This window comes from Actinoplanes sp. NPDC051405 (assembly GCF_055586185.1).
In genome coordinates this window covers 1-13,920 of sequence record NZ_JBVJIR010000009.1, presented here as the reverse complement: position 1 = coordinate 13,920, position 13,920 = coordinate 1, and the positions used below count along the sequence as shown (strand labels likewise).

The window sequence follows — 13,920 nt, the reverse complement described above, 5'->3', positions numbered from 1 at the left end:
CGGTCAGTCCCTGGATTCGCCGGTCGGGGCGGAGTCGGCGGTGCGCGCGTCGTCGTCCGTGGCCGCGTCGTCGTCGGCTGTGTCCGTAGCTGTGCGCAGGGCCGGGTCGTCGCGGACGATCGCCGCGGCTTCCTCCTTGGTCGCCGGGCGGTCGTCCTCAGTTGCCGGATCGGTCATGGCGTTGCCTCCAGGTCGGTCAGAGCGAAGCGCCCGGACGGCGGCGCCGCGGGAGGGACTCGTGCGATCCGGCCGTGGCGAACATCGACGCGGACCACTTCAGGTACGAGCCGTACGCCACCGCGATCATGGCAATCAGCAGCCCGGTCCACCCGCCGAGAACGACGCACACCGGTGCGATCGCCCACAGGAGTACGGCTGAGCCCACCCGCCTCTTTGCGGGTGGGCCGCCGAGCTTCTTCATCCGGCCGGTGAACTCCGGGTCGTCGGCGCACAGCCGCGCCACGATTGCCTCGAATGCGGGATCGCGCACCGTGGACCACCTCCGCCGCGGGGAGCCGACGATCTCAGCTACCCAGCGCGGACGGGCCGAAACGCGTCAGGCCCAGACCACTGTGTTGTCGTGGGAGAGCCGCGGCAGGCGCGGGAACCACGGGTTCTCGCCGGGGTGGCCGATGTTCACCACGAGCAGCGACTTGAAGCGCCCGTCGGGGAAGAAGTCCTTGTCGATCGCCTCGCTGTCGAAGCCTGCCATCGGGCCGGCGACGAGGCCTTCCGCCCGTACCGCAAGCAGGAAGTAGCCGATCTGCAGCCCGGCGCTGAATCGCCCCATCCCGTCGCGCATCTCCGGGGCGTCCGCCAGGACGTCCTTCAGGGCTGGATTGATCGGAAAGACCTCGGGCACATGCTCGTGGAAGTCGGTGTCGACGGCCAGGACGGCGGTGACCGGCGCGGACGCGGTCTTGGCCCGGTTGCCCTCATTCATGTAGGTGACCAGCCGTTCCTTCGCCTCCGGCGTCCGCACGTAGAGCACGCGCAGCGGCTGGAGGTTGGCGGCGGTCGGGGGCCACTTGGCCAGCTCCCACACGGCGGTCAGCTCCTCGTCGGTGACCGGAGTGTCGGCGAAGGTGTTGGCCGTGCGGGCCTCGGTGAAAAGCAGAGCGCGTCCGGCCTCGTCGAGACGGGACAGGCGGCGCGTAGCAGCTACGGAAGTAGTATTCACTTCTGAAAAGCTAGCGGCTAAGCATCATGAAGTACCACAAAGGTGAGGCTCAAGACAGCGGGAATAATCAGCCGGGTAGGTGCTCACGCGCCCAGCGGGAGATCTGCTCCAGCGCTGGCATCAACGCGCGGCCCCGCTCGGTCAGCGCATAAGCCACGGTCACCGGTGGCCCGGCCGCGACCGTACGGGTGATAAGCCCGGCCTCGGTCAGCGAGACCAGCCGGTTGGCGAGCATCGAGTCGCTGATGCCCTCGATGCTGCGGGACAGCTCCCGAAAGCCGGCCGGACCGGCGGCGAGGCTGCCGAGGACGGCGGCGTTCCAGCGCTTTCCGAGGAACTGGAAGGCGCGGGTCAGGGCCACGTCGCCGCGGGCGCACTGCCCTGCGTCGACCGGCATCTGCTCCGGGACCGCTGTCACCAGCCAAACGTAACATCGCCAGTACAGCGGCCGGATCGGCTCAGCCGGCCGGCGGCGGGCCTGGGGTGGCCGGCTTGCGCGACCCGCCGGCCGGCCAAGGGTCCCGGCTGTTTTCAGACCCGGACCATCGCCGCCGCAGGTCGGCCAGATGTTCGTCCCAGCGCCGTTGCAGAGCCACGTCAGCCGGCGGCCGCACCTGCTGCCCCGAGCCGTAGATGTGCCGCCAGTCATGCCCGGGCACCTCGTGCAGCAGCTCTTCGAACGGCAACCGGTCAGCGACCGGCAGCACCCTGTCCCACAACACCTCGGCGTAGAAGGTGCTCTTCCCCGGCTGGCCCTGCCAATGCCCGGCAGGGAAGATCACCCCGTCCGCCAGGGTCCCGCTGGCGACGATGCCGCGGTCGGCCCGCTGCCGCAGCAGAAAGACCCGATCGCCCGGCGCCGTGCCACCCCGGCGAGACCCGAACGTCCACCGCCCTGCGACGACCTTTCCTGCGGCCGTGGCGGCGATGTCCGCGGCCAGGTTGGCGGCCGGGTAGCCGGTCTCGCTGGCGTCCCAGATCAGCAGATACGTGGTCAAGCACTCACCGTCCACTTGAGGATGACCTTCACGTGCGCCTCGCCGCTGGACTCGGCGATGACGAAGCCCGTCTTGGCGGTCAGCTTCAGGCCCAGCTCCAGCTCGACCGCTTCCGGGGCGTCTGTCACCTCGCGGGCCTGCTGGATGACCTTGCGGCCCATCCGGACGACCTGGCCGACTGCTTCGTCGAGGCGTTCGGTCGCCGTACCGATGAGGTCGCCGGCGCCGGCGCGCACCAGGCCTTGATTGCTGATCTCCACCCGGATGGTCTCGTCGCCGTCGATCGGCAGGTCCATGTACGCAGCCACGGACACATCCTGCCTGAGGGCCTGTCCTGCCGCTCATGACGGCCTGCGCCGGACCGGCCCTAAATGGTCGCGGCGGACTGCCGCAGCAGTGAGAGCATGTGGACGACCGTGGGCGTCGGCCGGCGGGCCGTGGCGGCGAAGATCCGGCGGGCCGAGGCGTCGTCGGGATGCAGCCGGAGCAGGACCAGGTCAGCCGGGGTGGCGCGGACCGCGAGCGCCGGAACGAGGGCCACCCCGAGGCCCGCCGCGACGCAGCCCAGCTTGCCCGTCCACTCGGCCGCCACGATGTCGATCCGGGGGCGGAAGCCGCTGGGCAGGGTTGCCCGCAGCAAAGTCTCCTCGGCGGTCGCGGACCCGGCGATGAACGGATCACCGGCGAGGTCCGCCAGCCGCACGGTGTGCCGGTCGGCCAGCGGGTGCCCGGGTGGCACCGCGACCAGGAGCTGCTCGTCGAGCAGGTGGTGCAGGTCGAAGCGGGTCGCGTCCAGCGGGCGGTCCGGCGGGGCGCTGACCACGGCCACGTCGGCCTCACCCGCGGCGAGCCGGTCCAGCAGGCGGGGAGTCAGGCCCTCTACGAGGGACAGTTCCGCTTGCGGGTACGCCGTACGAAATGCGGCCAGGGCCCGGGGCACCAGCGCGGCCACCGCCGTGGGGAAGGCGCCGACCCGCAGCCGGCCGCCGCCGATGTCGCGCAGCGAGTCCAGGTCGCGCTGCGCCGTGTGCAGCCGGTCGAGCATCGCCTCGGCGTGCGGGAGCAGGGTGCGACCCTGCTCGGTCAGTTCGACGCCGCGCGGTAGCCGGTCGAAGAGGTCGGCTCCGAGGTCCTTCTCCAGGACGGCGATCTGCCGGGATACGGCCGATTGGGTGTAGCCGAGGGAGCGGGCGGCGCGGGTGAAGGACTTGCCGCGAGCGACCGCCACGAAGACTTCAAGGCTCTGGGTCTGCACCGTCGGCATGCTAGTTGCGCATGGCTCGGATGCGGAACATTCGTTGGTGGCATGGCTTGAGCCTGGCTAGCGTCGGGGCATGGCATCGATTTCTGTTCTTGGCACTGGGCGGATGGGCGCTGCTATCGCGCGCCGGCTGCTTGAGGTGGGTCACCAGGTGACCGTTTGGAACCGTACGGCGGAGAAGACCGTGCCGCTGGTGGCGGCAGGAGCTCGCGCCGCGCCGACGCCGGCTGTCCCCGAGGCGGAGGTTGTCATCACGATGCTGACCGACGCTGCGGCCGTTCAGGAGGTGGTGAAGGCTGCGGCTCTGCGGCCGGGGAGTGTTCTGGTCGAGATGTCGACCATCGGGCCGAAGGCGGTACGCGCGCTGCAAGTGCCCGATGGCGTCACGTTGGTGGACGCGCCTGTGCTGGGCAGCGTGGTGGCGGCTGAATCAGGGCAGTTGAACGTGCTGGCGGGTGGGGACGTCGAGCGAGCGTTGTCTGTGCTGGAGTCGTTGGGGACTGTGCATCGCTGCGGTCCTCTCGGCAGTGGGGCGGCGTTGAAGCTGGTTGCCAATACCGCGCTGGTCACTGGGCTTGCCGCGCTGGCCGACACGGTTGCTGTCGCTCAGGCTGTCGGGGTGGATGTGGAGACGGCATTGTCGGTGGTTTCGCGGGGCGCTCTTGGCGGTGCGGTGGTCCGTGCGACTGCGGCCGGTGCGGCTTTTCCGGTGGCGCTCGCGGCCAAGGATCTTGATCTGGTGTCGGGCTTTACTTCTCCGCCCATGGTGCGGGCGGCTGCCGCGGTGCTGCGAGAGGCTCCCGATCAGTCCGCCGATCTCGCCGCGATCGTTCCGAAGGCCGCGATCGTGTCGGAGGCCGCGATCGCTCCGGAGGGCGCGATCGTTCCGCAGGCCGCGATTGTCCCGGAGGCCGCGATCGTTTCGGAGGCAAAGCCGTGAAGCTGACGCTCGACAACCCGGAATCCGTTGCCGCCCCGTTCGGCGATCGCTTCGCCCACGTGGCGCGGCTCGAACTCGGCGGGGGCGGCGCTCTGCTGGTGCTCTCCGGTCAGGTGGCCGTGGACGACTCGGGCGCGGTGGTGGCGCCCGGGGACATGACGGCACAGGCCGAGCGGATCTTCGAGATCATCAGGGGTTTGCTGGCCGCGCACGGCGCGGGCTTCGGCGACGTGCTGCACGTACGCACGTTCCTGACCGACCTCTCCCAGCTGGGCGACTACGGGGTCGTCCGGCGGAAGGTCTTTCCCGGCAAACCGCCGGCGAGCACGACGGTCGAGGTGAACCGCCTCTTCCTACCCGGCGCGGTCCTCGAGGTCGAGGTCACCGCAGCGAGCTGATCAGGGGTGTGCTGATCGGGGTCGAGCTTGGTCAGGGGCCGGGGCGCAGGCTCAGCTCGGCCTCACGAGGCTTGGGCCACGCCGCCTTGCTGCCACAACCCTCACAGCTCAACTGGTCACCACAATGGGCGCACCAGTCGTTGGTCCGGCGCAGATACCACCCCAGGGCGACGCCGGCGAGCAGGCTGGCCAGCCCTATCACCGCGGCGAGCGCAATGGCTCCGGTCACGAGGCCAGGCCGCCCATCGCTGCCGCGCCGTCGGTGCCGATCCGGGGGCGCCGGGTCATCAGCGGCCCGCTGGTCCGCCGGTCGAGCGCCGGATCCTCGTCAGCGCGGGAGGTCACATAGGACGCGGTGAACGTGTCAACGCCCGTGCCCCGGTGGGATCCCGGCCGGTAGGTCACAGTGACTGCGCGCGGTGAGGCGGCCTCGATCACGCCGGCCCGCCAGCCGTCGCGGTAGACCCAGACCGGGTCGGCCTTGTGGTAACTGTCGGCCGGCGCGACGTCGGCCGGGTCTCGCTGGGGTGGGGCTATGGACGGGGTCGACATTCGAGAGCCTCCTGTTTCCGGGACTCGTTCGTCGGGCGGACACGTCGTCAGGTACACCAGGCGCTCGTCTCAGGCGCTGAACCTGAAAAAGGACATACTTTTCAGTACGCACTGTCAGCACCCAAGCAACCGCCTGTCAGATATCATGCTCGGGATCCAGTGCGTCCGCAAGGCCGTCTGCACGTGCATCTGACTCGTGCGCGGCGATGGGGTGGCCGATCGATCGGTTTCCGGCCGGACGATCTCCCCCTTAGGATGCTCTGGGGCGAAGAAGGTGCAACTTGCATCTCGGAGACGATCATTAGGAGTCAGGTGGGCGCGGGTACGCAGGAGGAGCCGCTGAACAGCGGTCCTACCGTGCTGCGCATCCTGCTCGGTGCCCAGCTGAGGCGGCTGCGCGAGGGCAAGGGCATCAGCCGGGAGGACGCGGGCTACGAGATCCGTGCCTCGGGATCCAAGATCAGCCGGATGGAGCTCGGCCGCGTCAGCTTCAAGGAGCGCGACGTCGCCGACCTGCTCAGCATGTACGGCGTCAAGAACGACGCCGAGCGGGAGGCGCTGCTGGGTCTGGCCCGGCAGGCCAACAACCCCGGCTGGTGGCACCACTTCGGTGACATCCTGCCGCCCTGGTTCCAGTCCTATCTGGGCCTGGAGGCCGCGGCTTCACTGATCCGCACCTACGAGATCCAGTTCGTTCCCGGCCTGCTCCAGACGCCGGAATATGCCCGGGCCGTCATCCTGCTCGGTCACGCCGGCGCCAATGCCGACGAGATCGACCGCCGCGTCGAGCTGCGCCGGCAGCGCCAGCAGATCCTCGACCGCACCGAGCCGCCCCAGCTGTGGGCCGTGATCGACGAGGCCGTGCTGCGCCGGCCGATCGGTGGCCCCGAGGTCATGCGGGCTCAGATCGAGGCGCTGATCGAGGCGGCCAAGAAGCCCAACATCCGGCTCCAGATCATCCCGTTCCACGCCGGCGGGCACGCCGCGGCCGGTGGCCCGTTCGCCATCCTGCGCTTCCCGGAGCCGGAGCTGCCCGACGTGGTCTACGTCGAGCAGCTCACGAGCGCCATCTACCTGGAGAAGCGTGACGACGTCGACCACTACGCGATCGCGATGGAACGCGTCTGCATCGATGCCGAGCCGCCGAGCCACACCCAGGAAATCCTCGGCAAGCTGCTGCACGAGGTAGGCCGGCTCGGCTGACCCGCTGGGTCGACGTCCTCACTGTGTGTCAATCACCCCGAGGGGTGAGCTACCGGAGCAGGTTGTCGAAGTCCCCGTCGCGGACGCCGCCCAGGAACGCCTCGATCTCCGCCGGGGTGTAGATCAGGGCCGCACCCTCCGGGTCGCGTGAGTTCCGCATGGCGACGCTGCCGTCCGGGAGTGCGGCGCACTCGACGCAGTTGCCGCTGGGGTTGCTCCGGCCGCTCTTCTGCCAGGTCACACCCTCCAGCTGCCCGGCGGGCATGCCGTTAACAATGCGCGTCATTACTTGCTCCCTAACGGTTTGACCGGTCCGGGGACCGGCTCTGTGTGTCACGCCGGCTACCTGCTGTGCAAATGCACGTGCATTTGGCCTTGCGTTCTCACATGATTGTGAGCATGATAACGCACGAGCCCCACGGAAAGTGGGTCACGGAGGGTGACATCTTTGAGTGACGGTTCGGTCGCGGAAAGGCCTCTGCGACTCCGGCACCGCGCGACGCGAGGCTCCCTGGCGGGGGCGTCCGAGCGGGAGGAAACGAGCATGACGGTCCCGAACGCCGGTCCGCAGCAACCGGAGCACGCCGACGCCGACGGCGCGGACATCCGGCGGGGCAACCCGTCGCTGGTCTACCGGGACGAGCCGCTCACCGGAGGCCCGGAGGCGGCGTCGGCCCGGGCCACCACCGCCTCGCACCGTTTCGGCGGCGTCCGCCACCCCCAGACCCGCCCCGACCGGTTCCCCCAGGCCGAGCACCACCCGAACGACGGCGGTGATCCCGACGCGAGTCACTGAGCACGTCCACTGCGCGCGCCGACGGCGCTCCGGGACGGCCCCCGGCCGCAAGGTCTGGGCCCTGGCCGCCCCGATCATCCGCAGTGGACGCATCCAGCTGAGCGTCCCGCGCTGGCCCGTGCACGTCTTCGCGGAGAACGACTACTGCTACGGGATCGGCCCGCTCACCCTGCGGGTCGACCGGGTCGAATGGGGCAAGCCGATCCCGTACGAGGGCGACACCTGGCTCGAAGTCGAAGGCACGGTGATCGACCAGGCCGGCCGCGAAGGATCGCGCCGCCAGGTCCTGGTCCGCGCCGGCCGGCTGCCGCATCCGCCGCCACGAAGGCGGACTCGCCTGCGGTCCTGACAAATTCATACTTCCGAGCGACGCCCACGGGTGTCGCTCCAAGCGCGCCGCAGGGCGCGCCGCCCGACTCCGGCCGGGCGGTCCGGTTCCCCCGTGCCGGATCGCTCGGCCGGGCCCTGTTCGGGATCCGGACCCTAAAGTTCAAGGTCAAGAGCTGGATGTCGTGCCTGAGTGGGTGGTGCTGGACGTCGCTCCCGCCGAGACCGGTCGCTGCGCTCCCTGCCATCTGATTGCATGGCTGAGCTTGCTCGCTGCGCTCGCAAACCCCGCTGTCGCTCCAAACCCGAGCTCCCGCCCGCGCGAAGCACGCCTGAGCTCCCGTCCGCGCGAAGCACGCCTGAGCTCCCGTCCGCGCGAAGCACGCCTGAGCTCCCGTCCGCGCGAAGCACGCCCGAGCTCCCGTCCGCGCGAAGCACGCCCGCGCGAAGCACGCCCGCGCGAAGCACGCCCGCGCGAAGCACGCCCGCGCGAAGCACGCCCGCGCGAAGCACGCCCGCGCGAAGCACGCCCGCTTCCGCTTGGGCGAAGGCGCCGGATTCCCCCGATCGGGTGAAGCCATGCTGTGTTCTCGGCCCGGCGGGGCGCGCCGGATTCCCCCGCCCAGGTGAAACCGCGTGGGAATTACCCGGCCGGGTGGGACGGGGCCGTGCTCCCGGCCGGGTGGGACCGCGTCGTCCTTCCGGCCGGGTGGGACCGCGTCGTCCTTCCGGCCGGGTGGGACCGCGTCGTCCTTCCGGCCGGGTGGGACCGCGTCGTCCTTCCGGCCGGGTGGGACCGCGCCGTGCTCCCAGCCGGGCGGGACCGCGCTCCCGCCCAGATGAAACCGCGCCGGAGTCCCCACTCGGGTGGATCCGCACCTGTTCCCCGCCCGGGCGAACCGCTGCTCCGTCCTCCCGGCCGAGGGATCGCACCCTGCTCCCACCCAGCTGAACTGCGCCGATTCCCGCTCGGGCCGCACCGCGCCGGGATCCCCACCCGGGCGAGAGCGCGCCCAAGTCCCCGCCCGAGACCCGTCCGGGCGAAAGCGCATCCGACTTCGCGCCCCGGCGGGACAGCGTCCCAGCGGAAGACCGCCCAGCAGACCGCGCCGGGTCAAGCTTTGCGGGCCACGCCTGCCCAGTAGTAAGCCGCCTCCGGGTCTTCGGCAGGCTGATCCGGCCGCCAAGCGGAGACCGGAACCAGCCCCGGCTCCAGCAACTCCCAGTCGCCGAAGAAGCGCCGGACCTCGTCGTGAGTGCGGGCCACCAGCGTCATGCCGGCGCCGGTCGCCGCGGCCACTGCCTGGTGCACCTGGGCCGGGTTGAAGTCAGCCGTCGGATGGGTGATCGCCAGTACGCTGCCCGGCGGCATCGCGTCCCGCAGCTCGGCCACCAGCGCCCACGGGTCGTCCGCGTCCGCCAGCAGCATCAGGATCGCGATCAGCGTCAGGCCGACCGGCGAGGTCAGGTCCAGCGTCGCCGCCAGCACCTCGTCCGTCAGGATCGACCGCGGCCGGCGCAGGTCGGCCGAGATGTATTCGCTGCGGCCCTCTTCCGTGCTGATCATCAGGGCGCGAGCGTGGACCAGGACGATCGGGTCGTTGTCCACGTAGACCACCCGGGTGCGCGGGTCGATGCGCTGGGCGATCTCGTGCAGGTTGGGCCGGGTCGGGATGCCGGTGCCGATGTCCAGGAACTGCCGGATGCCCTCCCGGGAGACCAGGTCACGGGCCGCCCGGTGGACGAACTTGCGGTTCTCGCCGGCCATCTTGCGCATGCCGGGGATAGCTTTGATCATGGCGTCGCCGACGGCCCGGTCGACGGCGAAGTTGTCCTTGCCGCCCAGCCAGTAGTCGTAGATGCGGGCCGAGTGCGGCACGTTGATGTCGACCCCCGGTGGGGCGAGCTCGGCCGGCGGGACAACTCTGTGCTGCGTCACGACCGCCTCCTGTTCCGGACCACCCCTGGCCGTCCCCGACGTACGGGGCTGAGCCTAGTGGGCGGATCTGGTCAGGATTCAGCCATGTCGCTCGATCGAACCACGGTTCAGGCCGCGGAAGCGCTGTCCCGGTACGACCGGTGGCGGGCGTCGCGCGGAGCCGTGGAGATCACTCGGTCACGTCCGGCGTGCTTGGCCACGTACAGGTGACGGTCCGCGGTGGACAGCAGGCCGGCCTGGGTGGGCGTCGGTGCGTCGCGCAGTCCGGCCACGCCGATGCTGACGGTGACGGGCAGGCCGCGGGTCAGCTCGGTCCAGTCGTAGTAGCTGACCGCCTCGCGGATGCCGTCCAGCCGGCCGGTCGCCTCGGACACGTCGGTGCCGGGCAGCACCAGCAGGAACTCCTCGCCCCCCATCCGGGCCACGAAGCCGTCCGGCGAGACCGCCGCCAGCTCCGTCTCGAGCAGCTTGGCCACCAGCACCAGCACTTGGTCGCCCACGTCGTGCGACAGCTGGTCGTTGATCCGCTTGAAGTGGTCCAGGTCGACGATCGCCACGGTCAGCGGGCCGCCGGCGTCGATCAGGTCGGGCAGCTCCTCGTCCAGGTAGCGCCGGTTGCGCAGCCCGGTCAGCGGGTCGCGCCGGGCCTGCTCGCGGAACCGCTCGGCCTCCTGCCGGGCCTCGGTCGTCTCGAACATCGCCTGCCGGGTGCGGGCCTGGGCCTCCCGCTGCGACGAGTGCAGCGCGTTGTGGGCGGAGAAGAAGATCTTGTGTACGGCGAAAGCCTCCGCGAACTCACCCCGCGCCGCATGCAGCTCGGCCTGCTCCTGGTGCACCCGGACCAGCACGTCGCCGAGTCCACGCTCGACACAGAGGCTGCGGGACGCGTCCAGGTTGACCTGGGCGCGGTCGGTGGCCCGCAGGAAGCGCTGGGCCCGCGCGAGAGTCAGCATGTATTCCGCGAGCGCGTCCGCGTCCTCGTAGTTGCCGTCGTGGTGGCGCCGGACCGCCTCGCGCAGGGTCCGCTCGGCCGCCAGGTAGTTGCCGTTCTCGATCTCGATGACGCCGATGGTGTCCAGCACCGCGGGGTCGAGGGCGAAGCCGTGCCGCTCGGCCACCTGCTGGAGCCGGCGCGCGACCTCCTGGGCGCGGCCGTTCTCGCCGGCGGCGTGCTCGGTGTACGCGTAGTTGTTGAGCATGCCCATGAGCAGCCGGGGCAGGCCGAGATCGACCGCCAGCTCCTCGGTCTGCTGGTACCGCTGCCGGGCCGCGTCCATCGAGCCGGCCAGGCCCAACGCGTCGGCCAGCTTGGCCCGGTGCCAGACCTGCATGTGCGGGGTGGCCCGCTCGTCGAGCAGCTCGACGGCGAGCACGGAGTGCTCCAGGCACTGGGCGGCGTCGCCCAGGTGCCGGTGGATGTTGGCCCAGACCAGGTGGGTGCGGGCCAGCACGATGTGGTCGGTGTGGTCGGTGGCCCACTGGTGGATCTTCCAGATCCGCCGGGCGGCCGCCGCGACCTCACCCTTGCGCATGAGCATGTTGGCCTGGCAGAGCCGGGCCCGGAAGACGAGCCGCTCGTCCCCGAGGGCGAGAGCCTGCTCTTCGATCTCGACGGCGGTCGTGAGGGTGGCGTCGGCGTCCCAGAGGTACTGGTCCTCGATCTCCGTCAGGGCGGCCGACAGCCGCGCCGCGTCGTCCTGGCGTACGTCCATCAGGCTCACCCCTTTCCCTCAACGCGAATCATCGACACCGCGGACCCCTGCTGAAGAAAAATGACAAACCTTTCAGGTGTACGGGACATCGCGCTCTGTTCCCAAAGGCTAGCCGTGAGTGAGCGCCGACTCCCAGCGTCCCAGACGTGATCCACCTCGCCACCACCGCGGGTGACCCGCCATGTACGTCGTACAGTTGCCGGATGGCCAAGCGGAACGATGCGACCCGGGGACGGCTGAGCCGGGAGGCGATCGTGGTCGGGGCGATCGCGCTGGCCGATGCCGAGGGGCTGGAGGCGGTCACCATCCGCCGGCTGGCGCAGGAGCACGGCGTCACGCCGATGGCCATGTACTGGCACTTCAGCGACAAGGACAGCCTGCTCGACGGCCTTGCCGAGCACCTGATCGAGGCCGTGCGGCTGCCCGAGCCCGGCGACGCCCCGTGGCACGATCAGCTGCGCGAGATTCTGCTGGCGTTCCTGGTGGCGATCCGTCCGCACCCGGCGATCGCCGGTCTCGCGTTGCGCCGCATCCTCATCGCCGAGTCCGGGCTGCGGATCGCCGAGCGGGTGCTCGGGCTGCTCCGTGAAGCCGGCTTCGGGGCCGGTAAGGCGGCGGAGGTCGGCACCTTCCTGATCTGTTCGGTCATCACGCTGGTCGGCGCGGACCCGGCGCCCGGCCCGTGGCAGCCCGGTGAGGAGCGGGAGCAGGCCCTGCGGGACAAGCGGGCCCGGCTCGAATCGCTGTCGCCCACGCGCTACCCGAACGTCATCGCCGCCGCGCCCGCGCTGGTGGTCTGCCGCGACGAGGACGACTACTTCGCCCTCAACCTCGACCTGCTGGTGCAGGGCGTGCGCGGCCTCCAGCGCGACTGATCAGCGCGTCGTTCGTCACACCGAAGCACCCAGTCCGCCGCTTGACGCACCTATACGCCGTACATCTACGGTGTACATGTACGCCGCACAGGGCGGCGCTCGGTGGAGGTGGAACCGGTGCAACGCAATCCGTGGTCGACCCTGGCCGTCATCGCGGTCGCCCAGTTCATGGTCGTGCTCGACGTGACGATCGTGAACGTGGCGCTGCCCGACATCCAGCAGGATCTGGGCTTCTCGGCCTCCGGGCTGCAGTGGGTCGTCAGCGCGTACACCCTGCTCTTCGGGGGTTTTCTGCTCCTCGGCGGCCGCGCGGCCGACCTGCTCGGCCGCCGCCGGGTCTTCATCGTCGGGCTGGCGCTGTTCGGCCTGACCTCGCTGATCGCCGGCCTCGCGCAGAACCCCGAGCAGCTCGTGGTGATGCGCGCGATCCAGGGCCTGAGCGGCGCGCTGCTGTCGCCGGCCGCGTTCGCCATCCTCACCGTGACGTTCAAGCACGGCCGGGAGCGCAACATCGCGATGGGCGTCTGGGGCGGCCTGGCCGGCCTCGGCGGCACGCTCGGCGTGATCGCCGGCGGCCTGCTGGTCGACTCGCTCAGCTGGCGCTGGGTCTTCCTGGTCAACGTGCCCATCGCGATCGCGCTGGCCGCGATCGTCCCGCTCTTCGTCGGCGAGTCCAAGGTCACCACCACCGGTACGCGCACCTTCGACGTCGCGGGCGCCCTGCTCAGCACCGCCGGCCTGCTGGCCATCGTGCTCGGCGTCATCCGGGCCGAGCCGCTGGGCTGGTCGTCCTTCGAGGTGATCGGGCTGCTCGCCGGTGGCCTGGCCCTGCTGGCCGCCTTCGTCCGGGTGGAGGCCCGGTCGGCGGCGCCGCTGGTGCCGCTCAGCCTGTTCCGCTCGCGGGGCCTGACCACGTCGATCGTGGCGCTGGCGCTCAACGGCGCGGCGTTCCTGGCGATGTTCTTCCTCACCGCGATCTTCCTGCAGCAGGTCCGCGGCCTGACCGCGCTGGAGACCGGCCTGCAGTTCCTGCCGATGGGCATCGCGGCGATCGCCAGCGCGGTGATCGCCTCGCAGCTGGTGACCCGCTTCGGCACCAAGCCGGTCCAGTTCGGCGGCGCGGCGCTCAGCGTGGTCGGCCTGCTGCTGCTCTCCGGCGCCGACGCCACCGGCTCGTACGCCCTGACGATCCTGCCCGGCCTGGTGCTGTTCGGGATGGGCATCATCGCGGTGGGCACCCCGGCCTCGATCGCGGCGGTCGCCGATGTCTCGCACGACCACGCCGGCGCGGCCTCCGGGGTGGTGAACGCGGGCTACCAGGTCGGCGGGGCCTTGGGCCTGGCGGCGATCACGACGCTGGCGACGTCCCACGTCGAGTCGCTGGTGGCCGGCGGGGCGGGCCAGCAGGATGCGCTGGTCGGCGGCTTCGAACGGGGTCTGATGATCGCGGCGCTCTTCGCGGCGGTGAACATCGTGATGGCGCTGGGAGCACCTCGGCTGCGCCCGACCGCGGACCAGATGGCCGAGGCCGCAGCCGCGGCCTGACCTGGCGCGAAGACGACAGGCGGCGGCCCCGGAGATCCGGGCCGGTAGACCGACAGCGGCGCCCGGAGGGCCGGGGCCGCCGAGACGACAGCGGGGGGGGGGGGGGGGGAGGGGGGGGGGGGGGGGGGGGGTTTTTGTGGGGGGGGGGGGGGGGGGGGGGGGGGGGGGGTATTTTGGGGTTTTCTTCTCCTAGG

At 70.8% G+C, this 13,920-nt stretch carries 19 protein-coding genes; 7 read left to right on the top strand and 12 right to left on the bottom strand.

Features of this window, described 5'->3' with window-relative positions; all coding sequences use genetic code 11:
- Positions 1–3 precede the first annotated feature (3 nt).
- From ACZ6S4_RS20105 to ACZ6S4_RS20075, 7 genes are all read right to left on the bottom strand, one after another.
- Complete coding sequence (locus tag ACZ6S4_RS20105; protein ID WP_465476397.1) at positions 4–177, bottom strand: hypothetical protein; 174 nt, start codon at positions 175–177, stop codon at positions 4–6.
- Positions 178–196: 19 nt separating this feature from the next.
- A complete protein-coding gene (locus ACZ6S4_RS20100) occupies positions 197–490 on the bottom strand; it encodes a DUF3040 domain-containing protein (RefSeq protein WP_465476396.1) in 294 nt (97 codons plus the stop codon).
- A 66-nt stretch (positions 491–556) separates the two neighbouring features.
- Positions 557–1,180, bottom strand: coding sequence for a malonic semialdehyde reductase (locus tag ACZ6S4_RS20095; RefSeq protein WP_465476395.1), 624 nt, complete (start codon positions 1,178–1,180; stop codon positions 557–559).
- A 67-nt stretch (positions 1,181–1,247) separates the two neighbouring features.
- Positions 1,248–1,598: a winged helix-turn-helix transcriptional regulator gene (locus ACZ6S4_RS20090; RefSeq protein ID WP_465476394.1), complete on the bottom strand. Its 351-nt coding sequence runs from the start codon at positions 1,596–1,598 to the stop codon at positions 1,248–1,250.
- A gap of 40 nt (positions 1,599–1,638) precedes the next feature.
- Complete coding sequence (locus ACZ6S4_RS20085; protein ID WP_465476393.1) at positions 1,639–2,178, bottom strand: hypothetical protein; 540 nt, start codon at positions 2,176–2,178, stop codon at positions 1,639–1,641.
- Positions 2,175–2,486 (bottom strand): CU044_2847 family protein, encoded by a 312-nt coding sequence (locus ACZ6S4_RS20080; RefSeq protein WP_465476392.1) that lies wholly within the window; start codon positions 2,484–2,486, stop codon positions 2,175–2,177. The genes ACZ6S4_RS20085 and ACZ6S4_RS20080 overlap by 4 nt, the downstream gene beginning before the upstream one ends.
- A gap of 59 nt (positions 2,487–2,545) precedes the next feature.
- Positions 2,546–3,442 carry a LysR family transcriptional regulator gene (locus tag ACZ6S4_RS20075; RefSeq protein WP_465476391.1) on the bottom strand — a complete coding sequence of 299 codons (897 nt, stop codon included), beginning with the start codon at positions 3,440–3,442 and terminating at the stop codon, positions 2,546–2,548.
- 70 nt (positions 3,443–3,512) lie between these two features.
- On the opposite strand from ACZ6S4_RS20075, the gene ACZ6S4_RS20070 reads away from it, so the two are divergent.
- Positions 3,513–4,379 (top strand): NAD(P)-dependent oxidoreductase, encoded by an 867-nt coding sequence (locus ACZ6S4_RS20070; RefSeq protein ID WP_465476390.1) that lies wholly within the window; start codon positions 3,513–3,515, stop codon positions 4,377–4,379.
- Positions 4,376–4,777, top strand: a complete 402-nt coding sequence (locus ACZ6S4_RS20065; protein WP_465476389.1) for a RidA family protein — start codon at positions 4,376–4,378, stop codon at positions 4,775–4,777. Before ACZ6S4_RS20070 ends, ACZ6S4_RS20065 begins: the two co-directional genes overlap by 4 nt.
- Positions 4,778–4,808: 31 nt before the next feature.
- Here the strand turns inward: ACZ6S4_RS20065 and ACZ6S4_RS20060 are convergent, their stop codons facing one another.
- Positions 4,809–5,006 (bottom strand): hypothetical protein, encoded by a 198-nt coding sequence (locus tag ACZ6S4_RS20060; RefSeq protein ID WP_465476388.1) that lies wholly within the window; start codon positions 5,004–5,006, stop codon positions 4,809–4,811.
- Complete coding sequence (locus ACZ6S4_RS20055; RefSeq protein WP_465476387.1) at positions 5,003–5,329, bottom strand: hypothetical protein; 327 nt, start codon at positions 5,327–5,329, stop codon at positions 5,003–5,005. The genes ACZ6S4_RS20060 and ACZ6S4_RS20055 overlap by 4 nt, the downstream gene beginning before the upstream one ends.
- A 312-nt stretch (positions 5,330–5,641) precedes the next feature.
- On the opposite strand from ACZ6S4_RS20055, the gene ACZ6S4_RS20050 reads away from it, so the two are divergent.
- A complete protein-coding gene (locus tag ACZ6S4_RS20050) occupies positions 5,642–6,532 on the top strand; it encodes a helix-turn-helix domain-containing protein (protein ID WP_465476386.1) in 891 nt (296 codons plus the stop codon).
- A 49-nt stretch (positions 6,533–6,581) separates the two neighbouring features.
- Here ACZ6S4_RS20050 and ACZ6S4_RS20045 read toward each other — a convergent pair whose 3' ends face one another.
- Positions 6,582–6,818, bottom strand: coding sequence for a DUF397 domain-containing protein (locus tag ACZ6S4_RS20045; RefSeq protein WP_203768943.1), 237 nt, complete (start codon positions 6,816–6,818; stop codon positions 6,582–6,584).
- Between the two features lie 258 nt (positions 6,819–7,076).
- On the opposite strand from ACZ6S4_RS20045, the gene ACZ6S4_RS20040 reads away from it, so the two are divergent.
- Together ACZ6S4_RS20040 and ACZ6S4_RS20035 are read left to right on the top strand one after the other, a co-directional pair.
- On the top strand, positions 7,077–7,328 hold the full coding sequence (locus ACZ6S4_RS20040) for a hypothetical protein (protein ID WP_465476385.1): 252 nt from the start codon (positions 7,077–7,079) through the stop codon (positions 7,326–7,328).
- On the top strand, positions 7,306–7,677 hold the full coding sequence (locus ACZ6S4_RS20035; protein ID WP_465476384.1) for a hypothetical protein: 372 nt from the start codon (positions 7,306–7,308) through the stop codon (positions 7,675–7,677). Before ACZ6S4_RS20040 ends, ACZ6S4_RS20035 begins: the two co-directional genes overlap by 23 nt.
- Before the next feature lie 1,092 nt (positions 7,678–8,769).
- Here the strand turns inward: ACZ6S4_RS20035 and ACZ6S4_RS20030 are convergent.
- Entirely contained in the window at positions 8,770–9,594 is an 825-nt protein-coding gene (locus ACZ6S4_RS20030) for an SAM-dependent methyltransferase (RefSeq protein ID WP_465476383.1), read from the bottom strand.
- Positions 9,595–9,701: 107 nt separating this feature from the next.
- A complete protein-coding gene (locus tag ACZ6S4_RS20025; protein ID WP_465476382.1) occupies positions 9,702–11,306 on the bottom strand; it encodes a GGDEF domain-containing protein in 1,605 nt (534 codons plus the stop codon).
- Positions 11,307–11,509: 203 nt separating this feature from the next.
- Between ACZ6S4_RS20025 and ACZ6S4_RS20020 the strand changes: the two genes are divergently transcribed.
- Together ACZ6S4_RS20020 and ACZ6S4_RS20015 are read left to right on the top strand one after the other, a co-directional pair.
- Entirely contained in the window at positions 11,510–12,181 is a 672-nt protein-coding gene (locus tag ACZ6S4_RS20020) for a TetR/AcrR family transcriptional regulator (protein ID WP_465476381.1), read from the top strand.
- 117 nt (positions 12,182–12,298) lie between these two features.
- A complete protein-coding gene (locus ACZ6S4_RS20015; protein WP_465476380.1) occupies positions 12,299–13,726 on the top strand; it encodes an MFS transporter in 1,428 nt (475 codons plus the stop codon).
- Positions 13,727–13,920: the final 194 nt, after the last annotated feature.